General features: G+C 75.8%; 15 protein-coding genes. 10 read left to right on the top strand and 5 right to left on the bottom strand.

The features are described 5' to 3' along the window. Positions 1-43: 43 nt before the first annotated feature. The 3 genes from OG689_RS10085 to modA form a co-directional block, all read right to left on the bottom strand. Positions 44-1,228, bottom strand: coding sequence for an ABC transporter ATP-binding protein (locus OG689_RS10085; RefSeq protein ID WP_266319515.1), 1,185 nt, complete (start codon positions 1,226-1,228; stop codon positions 44-46). Positions 1,229-1,385: 157 nt separating this feature from the next. Continuing rightward, positions 1,386-2,246 carry an ABC transporter permease gene (locus tag OG689_RS10080; protein WP_266319514.1) on the bottom strand — a complete coding sequence of 287 codons (861 nt, stop codon included), beginning with the start codon at positions 2,244-2,246 and terminating at the stop codon, positions 1,386-1,388. Further along, positions 2,243-3,073 (bottom strand): molybdate ABC transporter substrate-binding protein, encoded by an 831-nt coding sequence (modA, locus tag OG689_RS10075; protein WP_266319513.1) that lies wholly within the window; start codon positions 3,071-3,073, stop codon positions 2,243-2,245. The genes OG689_RS10080 and modA overlap by 4 nt, the downstream gene beginning before the upstream one ends. Positions 3,074-3,500: 427 nt before the next feature. Here modA and OG689_RS10070 point away from each other — a divergent pair, with 427 nt between their 5' ends. The 8 genes from OG689_RS10070 (at position 3,501) to OG689_RS10035 (ending at position 12,597) form a co-directional block, all read left to right on the top strand. Further along, positions 3,501-4,568 carry an RNA ligase (ATP) gene (locus tag OG689_RS10070; protein WP_266319512.1) on the top strand — a complete coding sequence of 356 codons (1,068 nt, stop codon included), beginning with the start codon at positions 3,501-3,503 and terminating at the stop codon, positions 4,566-4,568. A 356-nt stretch (positions 4,569-4,924) separates the two neighbouring features. Further along, the gene (locus OG689_RS10065; RefSeq protein WP_266319510.1) at positions 4,925-5,878 is read left to right on the top strand and encodes an ABC transporter substrate-binding protein; all 954 of its coding nucleotides are present in this window, start codon (positions 4,925-4,927) and stop codon (positions 5,876-5,878) included. A gap of 552 nt (positions 5,879-6,430) precedes the next feature. Further along, complete coding sequence (locus OG689_RS10060) at positions 6,431-7,234, top strand: MHYT domain-containing protein (protein ID WP_266319509.1); 804 nt, start codon at positions 6,431-6,433, stop codon at positions 7,232-7,234. Positions 7,235-7,318: 84 nt separating this feature from the next. After that, on the top strand, positions 7,319-10,069 hold the full coding sequence (locus OG689_RS10055; protein ID WP_266319508.1) for a nitrate- and nitrite sensing domain-containing protein: 2,751 nt from the start codon (positions 7,319-7,321) through the stop codon (positions 10,067-10,069). Then, a complete protein-coding gene (locus OG689_RS10050) occupies positions 10,066-10,476 on the top strand; it encodes a roadblock/LC7 domain-containing protein (protein WP_073922677.1) in 411 nt (136 codons plus the stop codon). The genes OG689_RS10055 and OG689_RS10050 overlap by 4 nt, the downstream gene beginning before the upstream one ends. 122 nt (positions 10,477-10,598) lie before the next feature. Then, positions 10,599-10,943, top strand: a complete 345-nt coding sequence (locus tag OG689_RS10045) for a DUF742 domain-containing protein (RefSeq protein WP_266326999.1) — start codon at positions 10,599-10,601, stop codon at positions 10,941-10,943. Continuing rightward, positions 10,924-11,547: an ATP/GTP-binding protein gene (locus OG689_RS10040; protein WP_266319507.1), complete on the top strand. Its 624-nt coding sequence runs from the start codon at positions 10,924-10,926 to the stop codon at positions 11,545-11,547. Before OG689_RS10045 ends, OG689_RS10040 begins: the two co-directional genes overlap by 20 nt. A gap of 93 nt (positions 11,548-11,640) precedes the next feature. Continuing rightward, on the top strand, positions 11,641-12,597 hold the full coding sequence (locus OG689_RS10035; protein ID WP_266319506.1) for a hypothetical protein: 957 nt from the start codon (positions 11,641-11,643) through the stop codon (positions 12,595-12,597). 151 nt (positions 12,598-12,748) lie between these two features. On the opposite strand, the gene OG689_RS10030 is transcribed toward OG689_RS10035, so the two are convergent. Then, positions 12,749-14,128: a cation:dicarboxylase symporter family transporter gene (locus OG689_RS10030; protein WP_266319505.1), complete on the bottom strand. Its 1,380-nt coding sequence runs from the start codon at positions 14,126-14,128 to the stop codon at positions 12,749-12,751. Positions 14,129-14,290: 162 nt separating this feature from the next. Between OG689_RS10030 and OG689_RS10025 the strand changes: the two genes are divergently transcribed. Further along, positions 14,291-15,913 carry a sensor histidine kinase gene (locus OG689_RS10025; RefSeq protein WP_266319504.1) on the top strand — a complete coding sequence of 541 codons (1,623 nt, stop codon included), beginning with the start codon at positions 14,291-14,293 and terminating at the stop codon, positions 15,911-15,913. Then, positions 15,910-16,632 (top strand): response regulator, encoded by a 723-nt coding sequence (locus OG689_RS10020; RefSeq protein WP_266319502.1) that lies wholly within the window; start codon positions 15,910-15,912, stop codon positions 16,630-16,632. The genes OG689_RS10025 and OG689_RS10020 overlap by 4 nt, the downstream gene beginning before the upstream one ends. Positions 16,633-16,690: 58 nt before the next feature. Here the strand turns inward: OG689_RS10020 and OG689_RS10015 are convergent, their stop codons facing one another. Further along, a complete protein-coding gene (locus OG689_RS10015) occupies positions 16,691-17,380 on the bottom strand; it encodes a methyltransferase domain-containing protein (protein WP_266319501.1) in 690 nt (229 codons plus the stop codon). Positions 17,381-17,573 lie beyond the last annotated feature (193 nt).

Genomic DNA, 17,573 nt, shown 5'->3' with positions numbered 1-17,573 from the left:
GGCGGTCCGGCCTCCCGGGGCCGGGGCGCCGAAGGCCGTCGGCTCAGGCAGGGTAGGCGTGGGTCTGGGCCGCCTTGACCGAGGCCCAGACCGCGCTGCCCGGGGCGAGGTCCAGTTCGGCGGCGGCCGCCGGGGTGAGGTCGGCGGCCAGCGGGAGTTCGCCGGTGAGGTCGACCCGGACCTGGTCGCCGTGCAGGTCGAGACCGGCTACGCGCAGCTGCCAGACGTTGCGGGCACTCGACTCCGGCCGGGCCAGGTGCAGGGTGACGGCGGACGGCGGGAAGGCCACGAAGGCCGGGCCGGTGAGTTCCTCGGTGGTGGCGAGCACCGGACCGTCCGCGAGGGTGACCCGGCGGCCGTCGGCGGTGCCCTGGTAGAGGTTGAGGCCGACCAGCCGGGCGATGTAGTCGGTGCGGGGGTGGCGGGCGATCTCGGTGGGTGTACCGGCCTGCACCTGGCGGCCGTCCTCGATCACCACCAGCCGGTCGGCCAGCACCATCGCGTCCAGCGGGTCGTGCGTCACCAGCACCGCGACCGCCTCGAACTCGGCCAGGTGGCGTCGCAGTTGCGAGCGGACGTCGAGCCTGGTCCGGGCGTCCAGGGCGGCCAGCGGCTCGTCCAGCAGCAGCAGCCGCGGACGGACGGCGAGGGCCCGGGCCAGTGCCACCCGCTGGGCCTGGCCGCCGGAGAGACTGCCCGGCTTGGCGCCCGCGTGGTCGGCCAGCCCCATCCGCTCCAGCCAGCCGGCCGCCTCGGCGCGGGCCGCCTTCTTCGGGCGGCCCTGGCAGCGCGGTCCGAAGGCGACGTTGTCGAGGGCGCTCAGGTGCGGGAAGAGCAGGTAGTCCTGGAAGACCACGCCGACCGGGCGGTCCTCCGCCGGGGTGTGCAGGTGCTGCCCCGGGTCCTCCAGGGTCCGGCCGTCCAGGCGGAGCCGGCCGCCGGTCAGCGGCAGCAGGCCGGCCAGTGCGCGCAGTGCGGTGGATTTGCCGGCGCCGTTGGGGCCGAGCAGGGCTATCACCTCGCCGGGGGCTGCGGTGAGCGTCAGGTCGAGCCGGAATCCGGCCCGCTCGACCAGCAGCCGTGCGTCCAGGGCGGCTTCGGCGGTGCTGTCGGCCGTTCCGGCCGTTCCGTCCGTTCCGGTGGGGCCGGTGGGGCCGGTGGGGCCTTCGGCATCGGCGGGGCCCTGGGCCTCGGGCTGGTCGGGGGCGTGCTCGGCGCGGGATTTCATGGCGTGGGCGTCCAGGGGCTGCGGGGGAGGGCCGGGGCGGGTGCCGGTTCGGGAGCGGGAGTGGGAGTCTCCACCGGGGCGTGGGTGCGCGCCGGACGGCGCCCGGGCGGCCGGTCTCCCCTCCGTACCGTCGCCCCCGGCTCCGTCCGACGGCACGTCATGGGGTGGACATCCAGCGGTCCCGCAGGCCGACCAGCACCGCGACCGAGACCAGCAGCAGCACCAGGCTCAGCGCGATCGCGGCCTCCGGATCGCGTTCCATCGCCAGGTACACCGCGAGCGGCATGGTCTGGGTCTTGCCGGGGAAGTTGCCCGCGAAGGTGATCGTCGCGCCGAACTCGCCGAGCGCCCGGGCCCAGGCCAGCACGGCGCCCGCGCCGATGCCGGGCGCGATCAGCGGCAGGGTGACCCGGCGGAAGGCCGTCAGCCGGGAGGCGCCCAGGGTGGCGGCGGCCTCCTCGTAGCGCGGGTCGGCGGCGCGCAGCGCGCCCTCGACGCTGATCACCAGGAACGGCATCGCGACGAAGGCCTCGGCGAGCACCACCCCGGAGGTGTGGAACGGCAGGGTGATGCCGAAGGCGGAGTCCAGCCAGCGGCCGACGATGCCCCGGCGGCCGAGCACCAGCAGCAGCGCCACGCCGCCGACCACCGGCGGCAGCACCAGCGGCAGCGTCACCAGCGCCCGGACCAGCCGGCGGCCCGGGAACTCGGTGCGGGCGAGCAGCCAGGCGAGCGGGACGCCGAGCACCAACGACACCCCGGTGGCCGCCGTCGCGCAGAACAGCGAGAGCCGCAGCGCCTCCCACACCTCGGGGCTGGTGAGCTGCTGGGGCAGCGCGCTCCACGGCGCCCGTACCAGCAGTCCGACCAGCGGCAGCACCAGGAAGGCGAGGCCGAGCAGGGCGGGCAGCAGCAGGGTGACGGGCAGTCGCGGGGCGGCGCGCCGCCGGCGCGGGCGGCCCGGGGAGGGGCCGTCCGCGCCGACGGGGACCGACTGCGAGGTGGTGCGGGTGCTCACGGGGCCTGGAAGCCCGCCGCGGTCAGCACCTGCTTGGCCTCGGCCGACTGGATGTAGGCGACGAAGGCGGCGGCGCCGTCCTTGTTCGGCGCCTTGGCGAGCGCGGCGATCGGGTAGTCGTTGACGGCCTTCTCGGCCTCGGGGAAGTCCACGCCGTCGATCTTCGCGGCGTCGGCCTTCACATCGGTCCTGTAGACCAGCGAGGCGTCGACCTCGCCCAGCTCGACCTTGGTGAGCGCGCCCTTGACGTCCTGCTCCAGGGTGACCGGGGTGAGGTCGACGCCGGCCGCCTTGAGGGCGGTCACGGCCGCGGAGCCGCAGGGGACCTCCTTCGCGCAGAGCGCGACCTTCACACCGGGGGTGGTGAGGTCCTTGAGCGTGGCGACGTGCTTGGGGTTGCCCTTGGGCACGGCGATGGTCAGCGTGTTGCGGACGAAGTTGGCGGCGGCGCCGTTGACGCCGCCCGCGTCGCTGACGGTCTTCATGGTGCTGGTGCTGGCGGCGGCGAACACGTCGGCGGGGGCACCGGAGTTGATGCTCTGGGCCAGCGCGGAGCTGCCGCCGAAGTTGAACTTGACCTTGACGCCCGGGTAGTTCGCCTCGAACTTCTTGCCCAGCTCGGTGAAGGTGCCGGTGAGGGAGGCGGCCGCGAAGACGTTGACCTCGCCGGAGAGCTTGGGGGCCGCGGCGGCGGGGGCGGAGCCGGCCGGGGTGGTGGCGGCGTCGGCGCCGGTCTTTCCGCCGTCGCTGCCGCAGGCGGTGACCCCGAGGCTGAGAGCGAGGGCCGCTGCGGCAGCGACGGCGAGTCTGCGGGTGCTGGTGGTCATGAGGTGTTCCCCTCCTGGCGCGCCGGGAGGGGCGCGGGCTGCGAGTTCTGTGGGCGGACCGGTCCGTCGCGGCGGTGGGACGGAAGAGGGCGGCCCTCCGGGACCAGCTGGCGGCGGACATCATGCCTGCCGCAGGTGCGGTCCATACGGCGATCATACTGCCGCAAATGCGAGGGTCCCGTCCTCTGTTCCATCGCACAGGTGGGCGGCCAGCAGGGTTGCTGCCCGGCTGTGCGAAGCCTCAAACCCGCCCGTAACCCGGGGGCGGGGAAAACCCGTCGCCCTCGCGGCGCCGACCGGGGAGAGTGGTCGCGTTCGATCAACAGGCCCGGTCGTCGAGGTCCGGCGCTCGGCGTGCCCGGCCGGTGCCGGCGCCCGGCCGTCCCGTCCGGCGCCCCGACCGTCCGACCCAGGGGGAGGTCCCACCATGTCCACACTGAAGGTGACCGCTGAGCGGCTCACCATCCTCGAGCACCCGAACGCCGACGCCCTGGAGCTGGCGCAGGTCGGCCTGTACCGGGCGGTCGTCGCCAAGGGCGCCTACCGCACCGGCGAGTTGGCCCTCTACATACCCGAGCAGGCCGTCCTTCCCGCCGAGTTGATCGAGGAGCTGGGGCTGACCGGCCGGCTGGCCGGCTCGCGGGCCGACCGGGTGCGCGCGGTACGCCTGCGCGGCGAGCTCTCCCAGGGCATCGTCTGCCGGCCCGCCGCGCTGGCCGGGGCCGACCTGGCGGCCGCCGCCGAGCGGGGCGAGGACTTCGCCGAGGCCCTGGGCATCGTCAAGTGGGTGCCGCCGATCCCGACCTCGATGAGCGGTGAGGTCGAGCACGCGCCCGATCTGCTGCCCTGGGTCGACATCGAGAACCTCAAGCGGTTCCCGGACGTCTTCGAGCCGGGCGAGCCGGTCGTGCTGACCGAGAAGCTGCACGGCAGCTGCTGTCTGGTCACGTACCACGCCGCCACGGGGCAGGTGCAGGTCTCCTCGAAGGGGATCGGCGCACAGGGGCTGGCGCTCAAGGAGGACGAGCGGAACCTCTACTGGCGGGCGGTCCGGGCGCACGGCGTCCCGGCGGTCGCGGCCCGGATCGCGGAGCGGCTCGGGGCCGAGCGGGTCGGCGTCTTCGGCGAGGTCTTCGGCGCGGGCGTGCAGGACCTGACCTACGGCGAGTCCGGCCGGGCCGAGCTGCCCGGCTACGCGGCCTTCGACGTCTCGGCGCTGGTGGACGGGCAGCTGCGCTGGCTGAACGCCTCCGAACTGCTGGCCGGGGAGCTCCCGCTGGTACCCGAACTGTGGCGCGGCCCGTACGACGCGGCAACCGTGCTGGAGCTGGCCGAGGGCCGCGAGACGGTCTCCGGACGTGAGCTGCACCTGCGCGAGGGCGTGGTGGTCCGCCCGGTCACCGAGCGCTGGAGCCCGCTGCTGGGCAGCCGGGCGATCGCCAAGGTGGTCAGCGGCGCCTACCTGACCCGCAAGGGCGGCACCGAGTACGAGTGAGCGAGCCGCGGCGGACCGGCCCGCGCCCACGGGGGCGCGGGCCGGTCGGCGTGCGCTGGGCCGGTGCGCGGGCCCGAATTATGGCCCGCTCAGGGAAAACTTAAGGCGGCCGGGCTTGCTCCGGTGGGCCCGGAGGGTGCGGGAACGCCGGCGGGGATGCCCCCTGGGGGGTGGGGGCCGCGGCCGGGGATGCGAGGATCGTCTTCCGCCCCCGACGGCGGGACTCGACCGACCGGCCGCCCACCCACCCCGTGGCGGCCGGATGGGCACCGGACGAGACCCGCGCTGCGCACACCCCAGCAGCCTTCCCGGTTGGCGCTCCTCCCCTCTCCTTCCCTCAGGAGCGAAGCACCACCATGTCCCGTACCCTCATCTCCGCGTGCCCTCCCGCACCTTCGAGACCCCTCCTCGCGCCCTCCCGGGCGCTGGCCGCCCTGGGCGTCGGCGGCCTGTTGCTCTCCGGTTGCGGCAGCGACCCCGTCCCGGCCGAAGGCTCCGGTGCGGACCTCCGCGGCAAGCTCCCGGCGTCGATCAGGGCGGCCGGCGTCCTGAGGATCGGCTCGTACCTGAACTACGTGCCGGTCGACTTCAAGACCCCGGACGGCCGTCCGGCAGGTCTCGACCCGGATCTCGCCGACGCCCTCGCGGGCTACCTCGGCCTGCGGGCCGAGTTCGTCGACATGCCCTTCGACCAGCTCACCCCGGCGGTCCAGACGAAGCAGGTCGACCTGGCCATGTCGGCGGTCATCGACACCCGCCAGCGGCAGACCGGCACCGACGACGAAGGTCGGCAGGTCGACCCCGGGGTCGACTTCGTCGACTACTTCATGAGCGGCACCTCGATCGTGGTGAAGGCGGGCAACCCGGCCGGTGTCAACACGCTGGACAGCCTCTGCGGTCACACCGTCGCGGTGCAGCGCGGCACCCTCCAGGACGCGATCATGGGGCGGCAGACGGTGGCCTGCGCCAAGCTGGCCAAGCCGCTGCAGCTCCACTCGCTGACCAACGACGACCAGGCGCTCACCGAGGTCGGCAACGGCACGGCGGTGGCGGGCCTGAACGACTACCCGGTGGCGGTGTACAACACCACGGCTCCCGAGCGCGGCGGCAGGTTCCAGCTGACCAGCGGGCACTTCGTGCAGTCCGGCCCGTACGGGATCACGCTGGGCAAGGAGAACACGCGGCTGCGGGACGTGCTGGCCAGGACGCTGGACCAGTTGCTCCGCAACGGGACCTACGACAAGGTCCTGACCAAGTGGAACATCGGGCCGGGCGCGGTCTCCAGCGCGATCGTCAACGGCGGGCTCTGACCCCGGGGGCCGCCGGGGCGGGTGATCCCGGCGCCGGCGGCCCTTCGACGTCCCCATGCCCCGGGCCCGGACCTCGGGGGCCCGGGGCGGCCGCTGCGCGGAACTCCGGGGGCAGGGCCTTCGTGCCGCTTCGCCGGTGCTGCCTGGTCGCGATGCCTTGTCGGGGCCGGTCGGCGGGTGCCCGGCACCTGGGTGCCGGTCTGTCCGGGCTGTCCGGCCTGTTCGGGAGGGGTGCGGGCGTTTCGTCGGCCCGGGCCGTCCGGGGCGCGGCGCGGTGCCGCCCGCCGGGGCCGGCCCGCTGCTCGCACAGGAGGAAACCATTCGAGCACATGGCCCACGCGAATCGGGCAGCTTTTCACATCTTCACCGGACCATTTCCGGCCGCTCGGTAGCGTCCCTCGGACCCGAGACCGAAAGCGCACGTGCGGACGGCATATGTCGAACTGACATGTGACGACACGTCGTCAGGCGATCCGCCGCAGACCGCACGGTCGAGGGGAGCCCGGGAGCGCAGTGCTCGCCCCCGGGCCCGACCGGTCTACCGGAGGTCCCATGGGCACCATGCACCACTTCAGTTTCGGCTGGCTGACCCCCACGCTCTCCTACCTGATGGCCTGCGTCGGCGCCGCGCTCGGCCTGCGCTGCACCCTGAGGGCGCTCTCCGCCACCGGCGCCTCCCGCCGCAACTGGCTGCTCACCGCGGCCGCCGCGATCGGCTCCGGCATCTGGACCATGCACTTCGTCGCGATGTTCGGATTCACCGTGGACGGCAGCGAGCTGCGCTACAACGTGCCGCTGACCTTCCTGAGCCTGGTCGTCGCCGTGCTGGTCACCGGTCTCGGGGTGTTCGTGGTCGGCCACGGCCGCCACCGGGGCCGCTCGTTGCTGCTCGGCGGCCTCACCACCGGCCTCGGGGTCGCCGCGATGCACTACCTCGGGATGGCGGCCGTCCGCATCCACGGCGGCATCGCCTACGACCCGGGCACGGTCGGCCTCTCGGTGCTGATCGCGGTCGGCGCCGCCACCGTCGCCCTCTGGGCCGCCGTCACCATCCGCAACGTGGTCGCGGCCGGCGGCGCCTCGCTGGTGATGGGAATCGCGGTGACCTGCATGCACTACACCGGCATGGCCGCCGTGCACGTCCACATGGAGCCCGCCCGCACCGCCCTCGGCGGAGCCGCGCCGATGGAGTTCGTCTTCCCGCTGGCCGTCGGTCTCGGCTCCTTCCTCTTCCTCACCTCCGCCTTCGTCGCGCTCTCCCCGACCGTCCAGGAGCGCGCCGCCTACGCGGAGGCCACCGAGCTGACGATCGAGGAGTTCCACCCGGGGGAGCCGGCCGGCCACACCGCCGTCTGACCCCGCCGCCGCACCGTCCACCACCGTTTCCTCCGTTCGTCCGCTCCCCCCGGTACCGCCCGCCCCCAGGAAAGGTCCCGCCCCATGCGAGTACGCCGCGGATCGTCCCGCAGCGCCTCGGCACCCGCGCCGGGCGCCGCGCGCGGCCCCGCCCGGCCGCCTGCCGCCGGTACCCGACGCGGCGCCCACGCCGGCCCGCCCGCCGAGGAGTTCCTCCCCGAGGACGGTCACCCCGGCCCGCGGCGCACCGGCCTCGCCCGGCTGCGGCCCCGTACCGTCCGCGCCCGGATCCTCGCCCTGCTGATGGTCCCGGTGATCTCGGTGCTGGCCCTCTGGTCCTTCGCCAGCGTGACCACCGCACAGAGCGTCTGGGACCGGACCAGGCTCCTGGAGGTCAGGACCGGCCTGCTCACCCCGCTCTCGGAGGCCGTCGCCGGCCTGCAGGCCGAGCGGGCGGCGGCCGGCCGGCTGCTGGCGGCCCCGGGCGCCACCCGGGAGAGCGTCCTGCGCGAGGCCGCCGCCGGCACCGACGCGGCCGCCGCCCGCCTCACCTTCGGCCCCGCGTACAACCGGGCCGACGCCCTGGGACTGGGCACCGAGGCCGCCACCCGGCTGGACGCGCTCGGCGCCTCGGTCGCGGGCCTGCCCGACCTGCGGACCAGGGTGCTGGCCCGCACCGTGGGCTGGACCGAGGCGTACGCCGCGTACGGCTCCGCCGTCGACCAGGCCTTCGAGGTGGCCGGCGCGGTGTCCCGGCTGCAGCAGGACGGCGCGGACGCCTCCGACGCCCGGGTGCTGCTCGACCTCGCCCGCTCGCGCGAACTGCTCGCCCGCGAGGACGCCCTGCTGCGGGCCGGCCAGAGCGCCGGCACGCTGCCGGAGGACCAGCTGCGCGAGTTCTCCGGAGCGGTCTTCGCCCGGCGCCAGTTCGAGCGCGGTCCGGTCGCCGACCTGCGCCCCGCCGACCGGGCCGCCCTGCTCGCCGTCCTCGCCGGGCCCGACTCCAAGGACCTCACCGGGTACGAGGAGAAGGTCCGCGGCGCGCCCGACGGCCGCGCCGCCGTCGCCGCCGTCGACCCGGACCGCTGGTCGGTGGCCGCCGACGGCGTCGCCCGCGCCCTGCGGACGGTCGACGGCGACGCGGACCGCGCGGCCGGTGAGCGCCTCGACCCGTACGCCTTCGGCCTGTTCGGCTCGTCCGGTCTCGCGGTGCTGCTCGGGCTGGTCGCGGTGATCGCCTCGCTGCTGATCTCCGTGCAGATCGGGCGCGGCCTGGTCACCGAGCTGGTCGGGCTGCGCAACTCGGCCCTGGAGCTGGCCGGGCGCGGGCTGCCCGCCACCATGCGACGGCTGCGGGCCGGCGAGGAGATCGACATCGCGACGGAGGCACCGCTGCCGCCGCACGGCAGCGACGAGATCGGGCAGGTGCACGGCGCGCTGGGCAGCGTCCGGCGCGCCGCCGTCACCGCCGCCGTCGAACGGGCCGAGGTGCTCTCCGGCGTCTCCGGCGTCTTCGTGAACCTGGCCCGCCGCAGCCAGGTGCTGGTGCACCGCCAGCTGACCCTGCTGGACGCGATGGAGCGCCGCACCGACGACCCGGCCGAACTCGACGACCTGTTCCGCCTCGACCACCTCACCACCCGGATGCGCCGGCACGCCGAGGGCCTGATCATCCTCTCCGGCGCCGTCCCCGGCCGCGCCTGGCGCCGGCCCGTACCGCTGCTGGACGTCGTCCGGGCGGCCGTCGCCGAGGTGGAGGAGTACGCCCGGGTCGAGGTGCACCGGCTGCCGTTCGCGGCCCTCGCCGGCCCGGCCGTCGCGGACCTCACCCACCTGGTCGCCGAACTCGTCGAGAACGCCACCGGCTTCTCCCCGCCGCACACCAAGGTGCACGTCCGGGGCGAGCGGGTCGGCAACGGCTACGCGCTGGAGATCGAGGACCGCGGCCTGGGGATGGGCGCCGAGGCGCTGGCGGACGCCAATCGGCGGATCGCCGCCGCCGAGCAGTCCGACCTCTTCGACAGCGACCGGCTCGGGCTCTTCGTGGTCAGCCGGCTGGCCAGGCGCCAGAACGTCCGGGTCTCGCTCCGCCCGTCCGCCTACGGCGGCACCACCGCCGTGGTGCTGCTGCCGACCGCCCTGCTGGAGGAGCGGGCCGAGGACGGCCTCCCGGCCCACCGCCCCGCGACCGGTGGGCACCCCGCCCATGACCGCACCCGGCGCCGCGATCCCGCCCCCGGGCACGCCCCCGAGCCGGCCGGCGGCCATGCCCCCGGCGGCCGTACCCCCGGCGGGGCGCGGCCGGGCCGACCGGCGCCGCTGCGGCCCTTCGGCGCCCTGGGCGACGACCCGGGCATGCTGCGCCCGAGCCCGTTCCGGGCCGACGGCGCCCGCGCGGAGGTCCCGCCGCCCGCCGCGCCCGCCGCGGCGGGACCGGCCGCCCCCGCCGCCCTCCACCGGGCCGGGCCCGCGCAGCCCGACCGCCGACGGCCCGCGCCCGCCGTACCGCCAGGCTCTCCGCCGGCCGCCCGGCCGCCCGCCGACGGGGCCGTCCGCCCGCCCGCCCCAACCCCGTCCTCGGGCCCCGAGCCCGAGGACGGGGACGAGTTGCCCCGCCGGGTCCGGCAGGCCAGCCTCGCCCCCCAGCTGCGCGAGGCCCCCGCCCGGCCGCGCCGGGCCGCCGCGGGCCGGGCCGGCGCCGCCGGGAGCTCCGGCCGCAACCCGGAGGAGGCGCGGGCCGCGATGTCCGCCCTCCAGCAGGGCTGGGCCCGCGGTCGCGGGCCGGAGCGCCCCGCCACCCCCGACCGTCCGTCACCCCGAGGAGAGATCCGATGATCGGCACCACCCACCAGGCGGGCGGCCTGAACTGGCTGCTCGACGAGCTGGTCTCGCGGGTCCCGCAGGTCAGGTACGCCGTGATGCTGTCCGGCGACGGCCTGGCGATGGGCACCTCGGCCGGGCTGGGCCGGGAGGACGGCGAGCATCTCGCCGCCGTGGCCTCCGGCCTGCACAGCCTGGCCAAGGGCGCCGGCCGCCACTTCGAGGCCGGCGAGGTCCGGCAGACCATGGTCGAGCTGGAGCACGGCTTCCTGTTCGTGGCGGTCGCCGGTGAGAGCAGCTGCCTGGCCGTCTTCTCCGGCGCCGAGGCCGACCTCGGTCTGGTGGCGTACGAGATGGCCCGGCTGGTCCGCCGGGTCGGCGAGCACCTGTACGCGTCGCCGCGCGGCGCGGTCCGGGAGTGAGCCCGGTGCCGTACCCGCACCGCCGCCACGAACCGGGCCCCGGGAGCCCGCCCGCCGGCGCCGACCCCGCGGGCCCGCCCGGGGCGCAGCACCTCCGCTGGTACGACGACGCCGCCGGGCCGATGGTCCGCCCGTACGCGATGACCAAGGGCCGCACCAGGCCGGGCGGCCGCGAGTTCGACCTGATCGCGCTGGTCGTCAGCGACCTCGGGGCCGACGGCGGCCCCGACGGCCGGGAGCTCCCGGCCGGCCCCGAACAGGGCCTGATCCTGGACCTCTGCCGGGGCAACGCCCTCTCCGTGGCCGAGATCGCCGCCGATCTCGACCTGCCGCTCGGTGTCGTCCGGGTGCTGCTCGGCGACCTGCTGGACGCCGAGCTGATCCGGGTCAGCCGGCCCGTCCCGCCCGCCCTGCTCCCCGACGAGCACATCCTCCAGGAGGTCGTCAATGGACTCCGTGCGCTGTGAACCGGCCGGCCCCGGCCACCCCGACTCCCCGGTGCTGGCCCTGAAGATCCTGGTGGCCGGCGGCTTCGGGGTCGGCAAGACCACCCTGGTCGGCTCGGTCAGCGAGATCCGCCCGCTGCGCACCGAGGAGCGGCTCACCGAGGCCGGGCGGGGCGTCGACGACACCGGCGGGGTGGAGCAGAAGTCCACCACCACGGTGGCGATGGACTTCGGTCGGATCACCATCCGCGAGGGCCTGTCCGTCTACCTCTTCGGCACGCCCGGGCAGGACCGGTTCTGGTTCCTCTGGGACGAGCTGGCGCAGGGCGCGCTCGGCGCGGTCGTGCTGGCCGACACCCGGCGGCTGACCGACTGCTTCCCGGCGGTGGACTTCTTCGAGCACCGCGGCATCCCGTTCGTGGTGGCGGTCAACCGCTTCGCCGGCACCCGGGAGCACACCCCCGAGGAGGTCTCCCGGGCCCTCGACCTGGACCCGGACACCCCGGTGGTGATCTGCGACGCGCGGACCCGCAGCTCCGGCAAGCGGGTCCTGATCGACCTGGTCGAGCACGCCGGCAAGGTGCACGCGGCCAGGCTGCTGGCGGACGTCGCCCCGGGGGCCTGAGCCGGGCACCGGGCCGGGGCCCGGGCGGGCGGCGACGCACCGGTCTGACGTCGTGTCAGCTGATGGGGTCCGCCGCCACGTACCCTGCGAAAGGTGATCACGTACCTGGACCGCAGCCTGAACGCGCTGGCCGAGGCGGGCCGCTGGCCGGAGCTGCTCGGCATCTACCGGCAGGTCAGGGCCGCTGCCTCGGCCCGGGCGGGCGAGGCCGGCGCGGCCGCCGAGACCGCGCCGCTGGGCCACCTGATCGCGCACGGCGCGCCGCCCGAGGTGGCCGTCCGGCTGTTCGACGAGGACGGCGGGCCGGGCACCGCGGCCGGGGTCGGGGACCACGACTCCGGGCCGCTCTGGGAGGTGCTGGCCACCCGGCACTCCTGGCTGCGGCTGGCCCCGCTGCTCGGGCCGGCGCCGGTGCGGCGGCTGGTCGCGCACACCAGGGTGCTGGTCGGTGAGGACCTCTCGTACGGCGCGGAGCCCGACCCGGACGGCGTGCCGCTGGTGCTGGAGCCCTGGGAGGTGGCCGGCTGGGGCGACAGCGGCCGGGTCCGCGACTACCTGCGGGCCGGCGGCTCGCGCAGCTCCCTGCTGGCGCTGCCCGCCACCCGGGAGGGGCTCGGCCCGGTCGACCTGCCCGCCCGGCGCGAGCGGATCGCCGGCCAGCGGGCGACCAGGGAGTTCGCCGCGCTCGCCGACTGGGCCCAGGTGGCCTGCGTGCGCGGCGCGGCGCCGGACGCGGCCGCCCAGTACGCCCCGGCCCGCCGGGTGACCGGCGGATATGTGCCGTTCGCCGCCGCGTACCCGGTGCTCGTCCAGGCCGGGGCCGGGGTCCGGGCGCACGGGGTGGCCCGCGGCCGGCTGGTGGTCTGGCGGGCACTGGTCGCGATGACCGGCGCCGCCGGGCCCGACCGGGCCGAGGTGAACGCCCTGGTGGCCCGGCTGCGCTGCTTCACCTGGTGCGATCCGGCGGACGAGCTGCGCTACCTGCACGTCGCCCTGGAGGACCCGGCGACCGGCCTGAGCTGGGCGGTCAGCGGCGACGACGTGGAGTGAGGCGGCCCCCGGGCGGTCGACGTGGAGTCGGCGCCGGGGGTGACGAGCGGCCGCCGCCCGGTTCAGCCTGCCGGGCGGCGGCCGCGGACCCCGGCCCGGCCGCCGCCCGGGGGTGGGAGCCGGCGGCCGGATCGGGGAGCGCGGGGGCGGGTCAGGCCGTGAGCTTCTCCTGGCCGGGGGCGCTGCCCTGGACGGGCACCTGGGCCTGGGGGTCGGCGGCGTGGCTGTCGACCAGCGTCTGCTCGTCGAAGGGCAGCCGGCCGGCCAGCACCTCCCGGGCCCGGTCGTGGTCGATCTCCTTGGTCCAGTGGCCGATCAGCACGGTGGCGACGGCGTTCCCGGCGAAGTTGGTCAGCGCCCGGGCCTCGGACATGAAGCGGTCGATGCCGACGATCAGCCCGACGCCGTCCACCAGCTCCGGCTTGTGCGACTGCAGGCCGCCGGCCAGGGTGGCCAGGCCCGCGCCGGTGACGCCGGCCGCGCCCTTGCTGGCGATCACCATGAAGAGCAGCAGCGAGAGCTGCTGGCCGATCGACATCGGCTTGTCCATCGCCTCCGAGATGAAGATCGAGGCCATCGTCAGGTAGATCGCGGTGCCGTCCAGGTTGAAGCTGTAGCCGGTCGGCACGGTGATGCCGACGACCGGGCGGCTGACCCCGAGGTGCTCCATCTTGGCGATCAGTCGCGGCAGCGCGCTCTCCGAGGAGGAAGTGGAGAGGATCAGCAGGAACTCGCGCCCGAGGTAGCGCAGCAGGGCGAACACGTTCACCCCGGCGACCAGGCGCAGCAGCAGGCCGAGGACGACCACGACGAAGAGCGCGCAGGTCAGGTAGAAGCCGATCATGATGACGGCGAGGCTCTTCAGTGCGGCCGTGCCGGTGGCGCCGACCACCGCCGCCATCGCGCCGAAGGCGCCGATCGGGGCCGCCCACATGATCATCGACATCACCCGGAAGACCAGCCGCTGGACGTGCTCGACGCCGCGCAGCACCGGCGCGCCGGCGGCGCCCATCGCCTGCAGGGCGAAGCCGGCCAGCAGCGCGACCAGCAGGGTCTGCAGCACCTTGCCCTCGGTGAGGGCGGACAGCATGGTGGTCGGGATGATGCCGAGCAGGAAGTCGGTGGTGTTCTGGGCCTCGCCGGCGGCGGCCTGGGCGTGCGCGGCCTTGGTGAGGGCCTGGGTGAGGTGCAGGCCGGAGCCGGGCTCCAGGAGGTTGCCCACCACCAGGCCGATGCCCAGGGCGACGGTCGACATGGTGAGGAAGTAGCCGAGGGCGAGGCCGCCGACCCGGCCGACCTGGGCGGCCTTGGTGACCGAGCCGACGCCCAGCACGATGGTGCAGAAGATCACCGGGCTGATCATCATCTTGATGAGGTTGACGAAGCCCGTCCCGACCGGCTTCAGCTCCACCGCGAAGCCGGGCGCCAGCAGCCCGACCGCGATGCCCGCGACCACCGCCGCGATCACCGCGAGGTAGAGGTGGTGCGTGCGGTCCCGTCGTCTCCCGTTTCCTGCCCCGGCGATCGTCATCTGCGGCTCCTTCGCCCTGCTGTCCTGGCGGCCCCGGGTGGTGGGCCGCTCCGACTATGGGCGCCGCAGTGACCGGGGTCACGTTTACGTTCATAGAGTTCACGCCGGGCCCGGCACCCCGGGCCTGTCCCGTCCGCCGTCCGGCAGTGCACACTGGCTGGCATGTCCGCGCGCCCGCTCCCCTCCTCGCGCCGGCGGGTACGCAGCCTCGCCGGGCAGCTGTTCGTCGTCCAGATCGTGATCGTCGCGGCCGTGGTGGCCGGCGGCGCGGTGCTGGCGTACCTGTCCACCGCCAGCCGCGCCGAGGACGCCGCCCGCAACCAGGTCACGGCGGTGGCCCGCTCGGTCGCGGACTCGCCGTCCGTCCGCGAGGCCGCTGTCGGCCCCGACCCCTCCGCCGTGCTCCAGCCGTACGCGCAGCAGGTCGTGGCGCACACCGGCGTCTCGTTCGTCACCGTGATGGACACCCACGGCCTGCGCTGGACACACCCCGACCCGGCCCAGATCGGCAAACCCTTCCTCGGCCACATCGACCGGGCGCTCGCCGGGCAGACCTGGACCGAGACCTACGCCGGCACCCTCGGCCCGTCCGTCCGGGTGGTGACCCCGGTGCTGGACGCCGACCGGCAGGTGACCGGGCTGGTCAGCGTCGGCATCACGGTCCGCTCCATCAGCGACGAGCTGCGCGCCCCGCTGCTGGCCCTGGCCGGCGTCGCGCTGGCGGCCCTCGCGCTCGGCGGCCTCGGCAGCTACCTGGTCGGGGCCCGGCTGCGCCGGCACACCCACGGCATGGGCGCCGCCGAGCTGAGCCACCTGTACGAGTACCACCAGGCCACCCTGCACTCGGTGCGCGAGGGCCTGGTGCTGCTGGACCGCGCGCACCGGGTCGTGCTGTGCAACGACGCCGCCCGCGAACTGCTCGGCCTCGAAGGCGAGGTGGAGGGCCGCCCGATCGCCGGGCTGGACCTCCCCGAGTCGTTGGTGGCGGCCGTCCTCGGTCCGGAGCCGGCCCGGGACGAGGTGCACCTCACCGCGGAGCGGGTGGTGGTGCTGAACACCTCCGCCATCGGGGCCGGCCTCGGCAGCGTCATCACCCTTCGAGACCACACCGAACTCCAGGCGCTGACGGGCGAGTTGGACTCGGTGCGCGGGTTCACCGAGGCGCTCGGCGCACAGGCGCACGAGGCGGCCAACCGGCTGCACACCGTCGTCTCGCTGATCGAACTCGGCCGCCACGAACAGGCGGTGGAGTTCGCCACCGCCGAACTCGCCCTCGCCCAGCGGCTCACCGACCGGGTGGTGGCGGCCGTCGGCGAGCCGGTGCTGGCCGCGCTGCTGCTCGGCAAGGCCGCCCAGGCCGCCGAACGCGGCGTGGAACTCACCCTCACCGAGGACAGCCGGATCGACGACGGCGTGCTCCCGCCCGAACTGCCCGCCCGCGACCTGGTCACCCTGCTCGGCAACCTGCTCGACAACGCGGTCGACGCCGCCGTCGAGGGCGCGGCCGACCGCGCCGACGCACCCGAGGTCACCGTCACCGCGCGGGTGGAGGACGAGCGGCTGCTGCTGCGGGTCGCCGACACCGGCGACGGCATCGACCCGCGGGCCGTCGAGGACGTGTTCCGGCGCGGCTGGACCACCAAGAGCAGCGGGCACGGACTGGGCCTGGCCCTGGTCGCCCAGGCGGCCCGGCGCAACGGCGGCACCGTGGAGGTGGGGCGCGACCGCGGCGCCGTGCTCACCGTCCGGCTGCCGCTGCAGCGCGCGGGGGTGGCGGCCCGATGACCCGTCCCGCACCCCGCCCGATCGGCGTCCTGGTGGTCGAGGACGACCCGGTGGCCGCCGCCGCGCACGCCCTCCACGTCGACCGCGCGCCGGGCTTTCGGACCGTCGCCACCGCGCACACCTGCGCGGACGCGCTGCGCGCCCTCGACCGGGCCCGGGCCGCCGGCACCCCGCTCGACCTCGTCCTGCTCGACCTCCACCTGCCGGACGGGCACGGCCTGCAGCTCTGCCGCACCCTGCGGGCCGCCGGGCACCCGGCCGACATCATCGCCGTCACCTCGGCCCGCGAACTGGCGACCGTCCGGCAGGCCGTCTCGGCCGGAGTCGTCCAGTACCTGCTCAAGCCCTTCGGCGGCGCGGCCCTGCGGGACCGCCTGGAGCGCTACGCCCGGTACCGCGAGACGCTGGGCCGCAGCGGCGAAGCCATCGGCCAGGACGAGGTGGACCACGCCTTCGCCGTGCTGCGCACCACCGAGCGCAGCGCCCTGCCCAAGGGCCTCAGCGCCCCCACCCTGGACACCGTCGCAGGGGTGCTGCGCGGGGCGGACGCCGGCCTGTCCGCCGCCGCGGCGGGCACCGCGGCCGGGGTCTCCCGGATCACCGCCCGCCGCTACCTCGAACACCTCGTCGACACCGGCCTCGCCGACCGCGAACCCCAGTACGGCCAGGTCGGCCGCCCCGAGCTGTGCTACCGCTGGCGGGTCGGCGCCTCGGGCTGACCGGGCTCCGGCGGCATCGCCGCGGTGCCCAGCCGGTCCGGGGGCGCCGCCCCGAGGCTCAGCCGGTCCGGCGGCCCAGCGCGAGGTAGCGGTCGTCCTCGTCCGCGTACGAGGCCAGCTCCCAGCCGGCGGCGGCCAGCAGCGGCCGCAGGTTGGGCTCGGCGCGCAGGTCGTCCGGGGTGAGCTGGCGGCCGTGGCGGGCGGCCAGGGCCGCGCGGCCGACCGGGTGGAAGAGCGCCAGCAGGCCGCCGGGCCGGGTGACGCGGGCGAGTTCGCGCAGGGCCAGGGCCGGGGCCGGCAGGTGCGAGATCAGGCCGGCGGCGAACACCGCGTCGAAGGCGGCGTCCGGCAGCGGGAGTTCCGCGCAGTCGGCGAGCAGCAGGGTGGCCTGCGCGCGGTGGGCGGCGGCCTCGGCCAGCATCTCGGGGGTGACGTCCACGCCGGTGACGGCGCCGTCCGGCCCGACGGCCGCCCGCAGCGCGGGCAGCGCGCGGCCGGTGCCGCAGCCGGCGTCGAGGACGCGCTGCCCGGGCCGCAGGCCGAGTTCGGCCACCGCCGCGGCGTAGCGCGGCCCGTCGTCGGGGAATTTGGCGTCCCAGCCGGCCGCGCGGGCGCCGAAGAACTCGCGGGTGCGGGCGAGTTCGGCCTGGTGGGCGGTGCGGGCGAGGTCGTCGCCGGCCGGGCCCGGGCTGCCGGCGGTGTCGGCGGGCTGGTCGGTCGGCGTGCTGCGGTCGGTCCGCTCCGGCATCGGTGGCTCCCTCGGTGGTCCCGGGGTCAGGGTACCGAGCGGCCGTCGGACCGGTGCGGACCTCCGGGGAGCGACTTTCGGACGGACTTCCAAACGGGCCGTGACCTTCCGTCGGCCGGCTCGTTGGTCAGCGCGGCACGTCACTCGTACGGGTGATCCCCGGCCCCCGCCGCCGGTCGGACCGGCGTGATCC

Source organism: Kitasatospora sp. NBC_00240, from assembly GCF_026342405.1.
Classification (GTDB): Bacteria; Actinomycetota; Actinomycetes; order Streptomycetales; family Streptomycetaceae; genus Kitasatospora.
The sequence above is the reverse complement of the archived record's forward strand: the minus strand, read 5'-3'. Positions and strand labels throughout refer to the sequence as shown.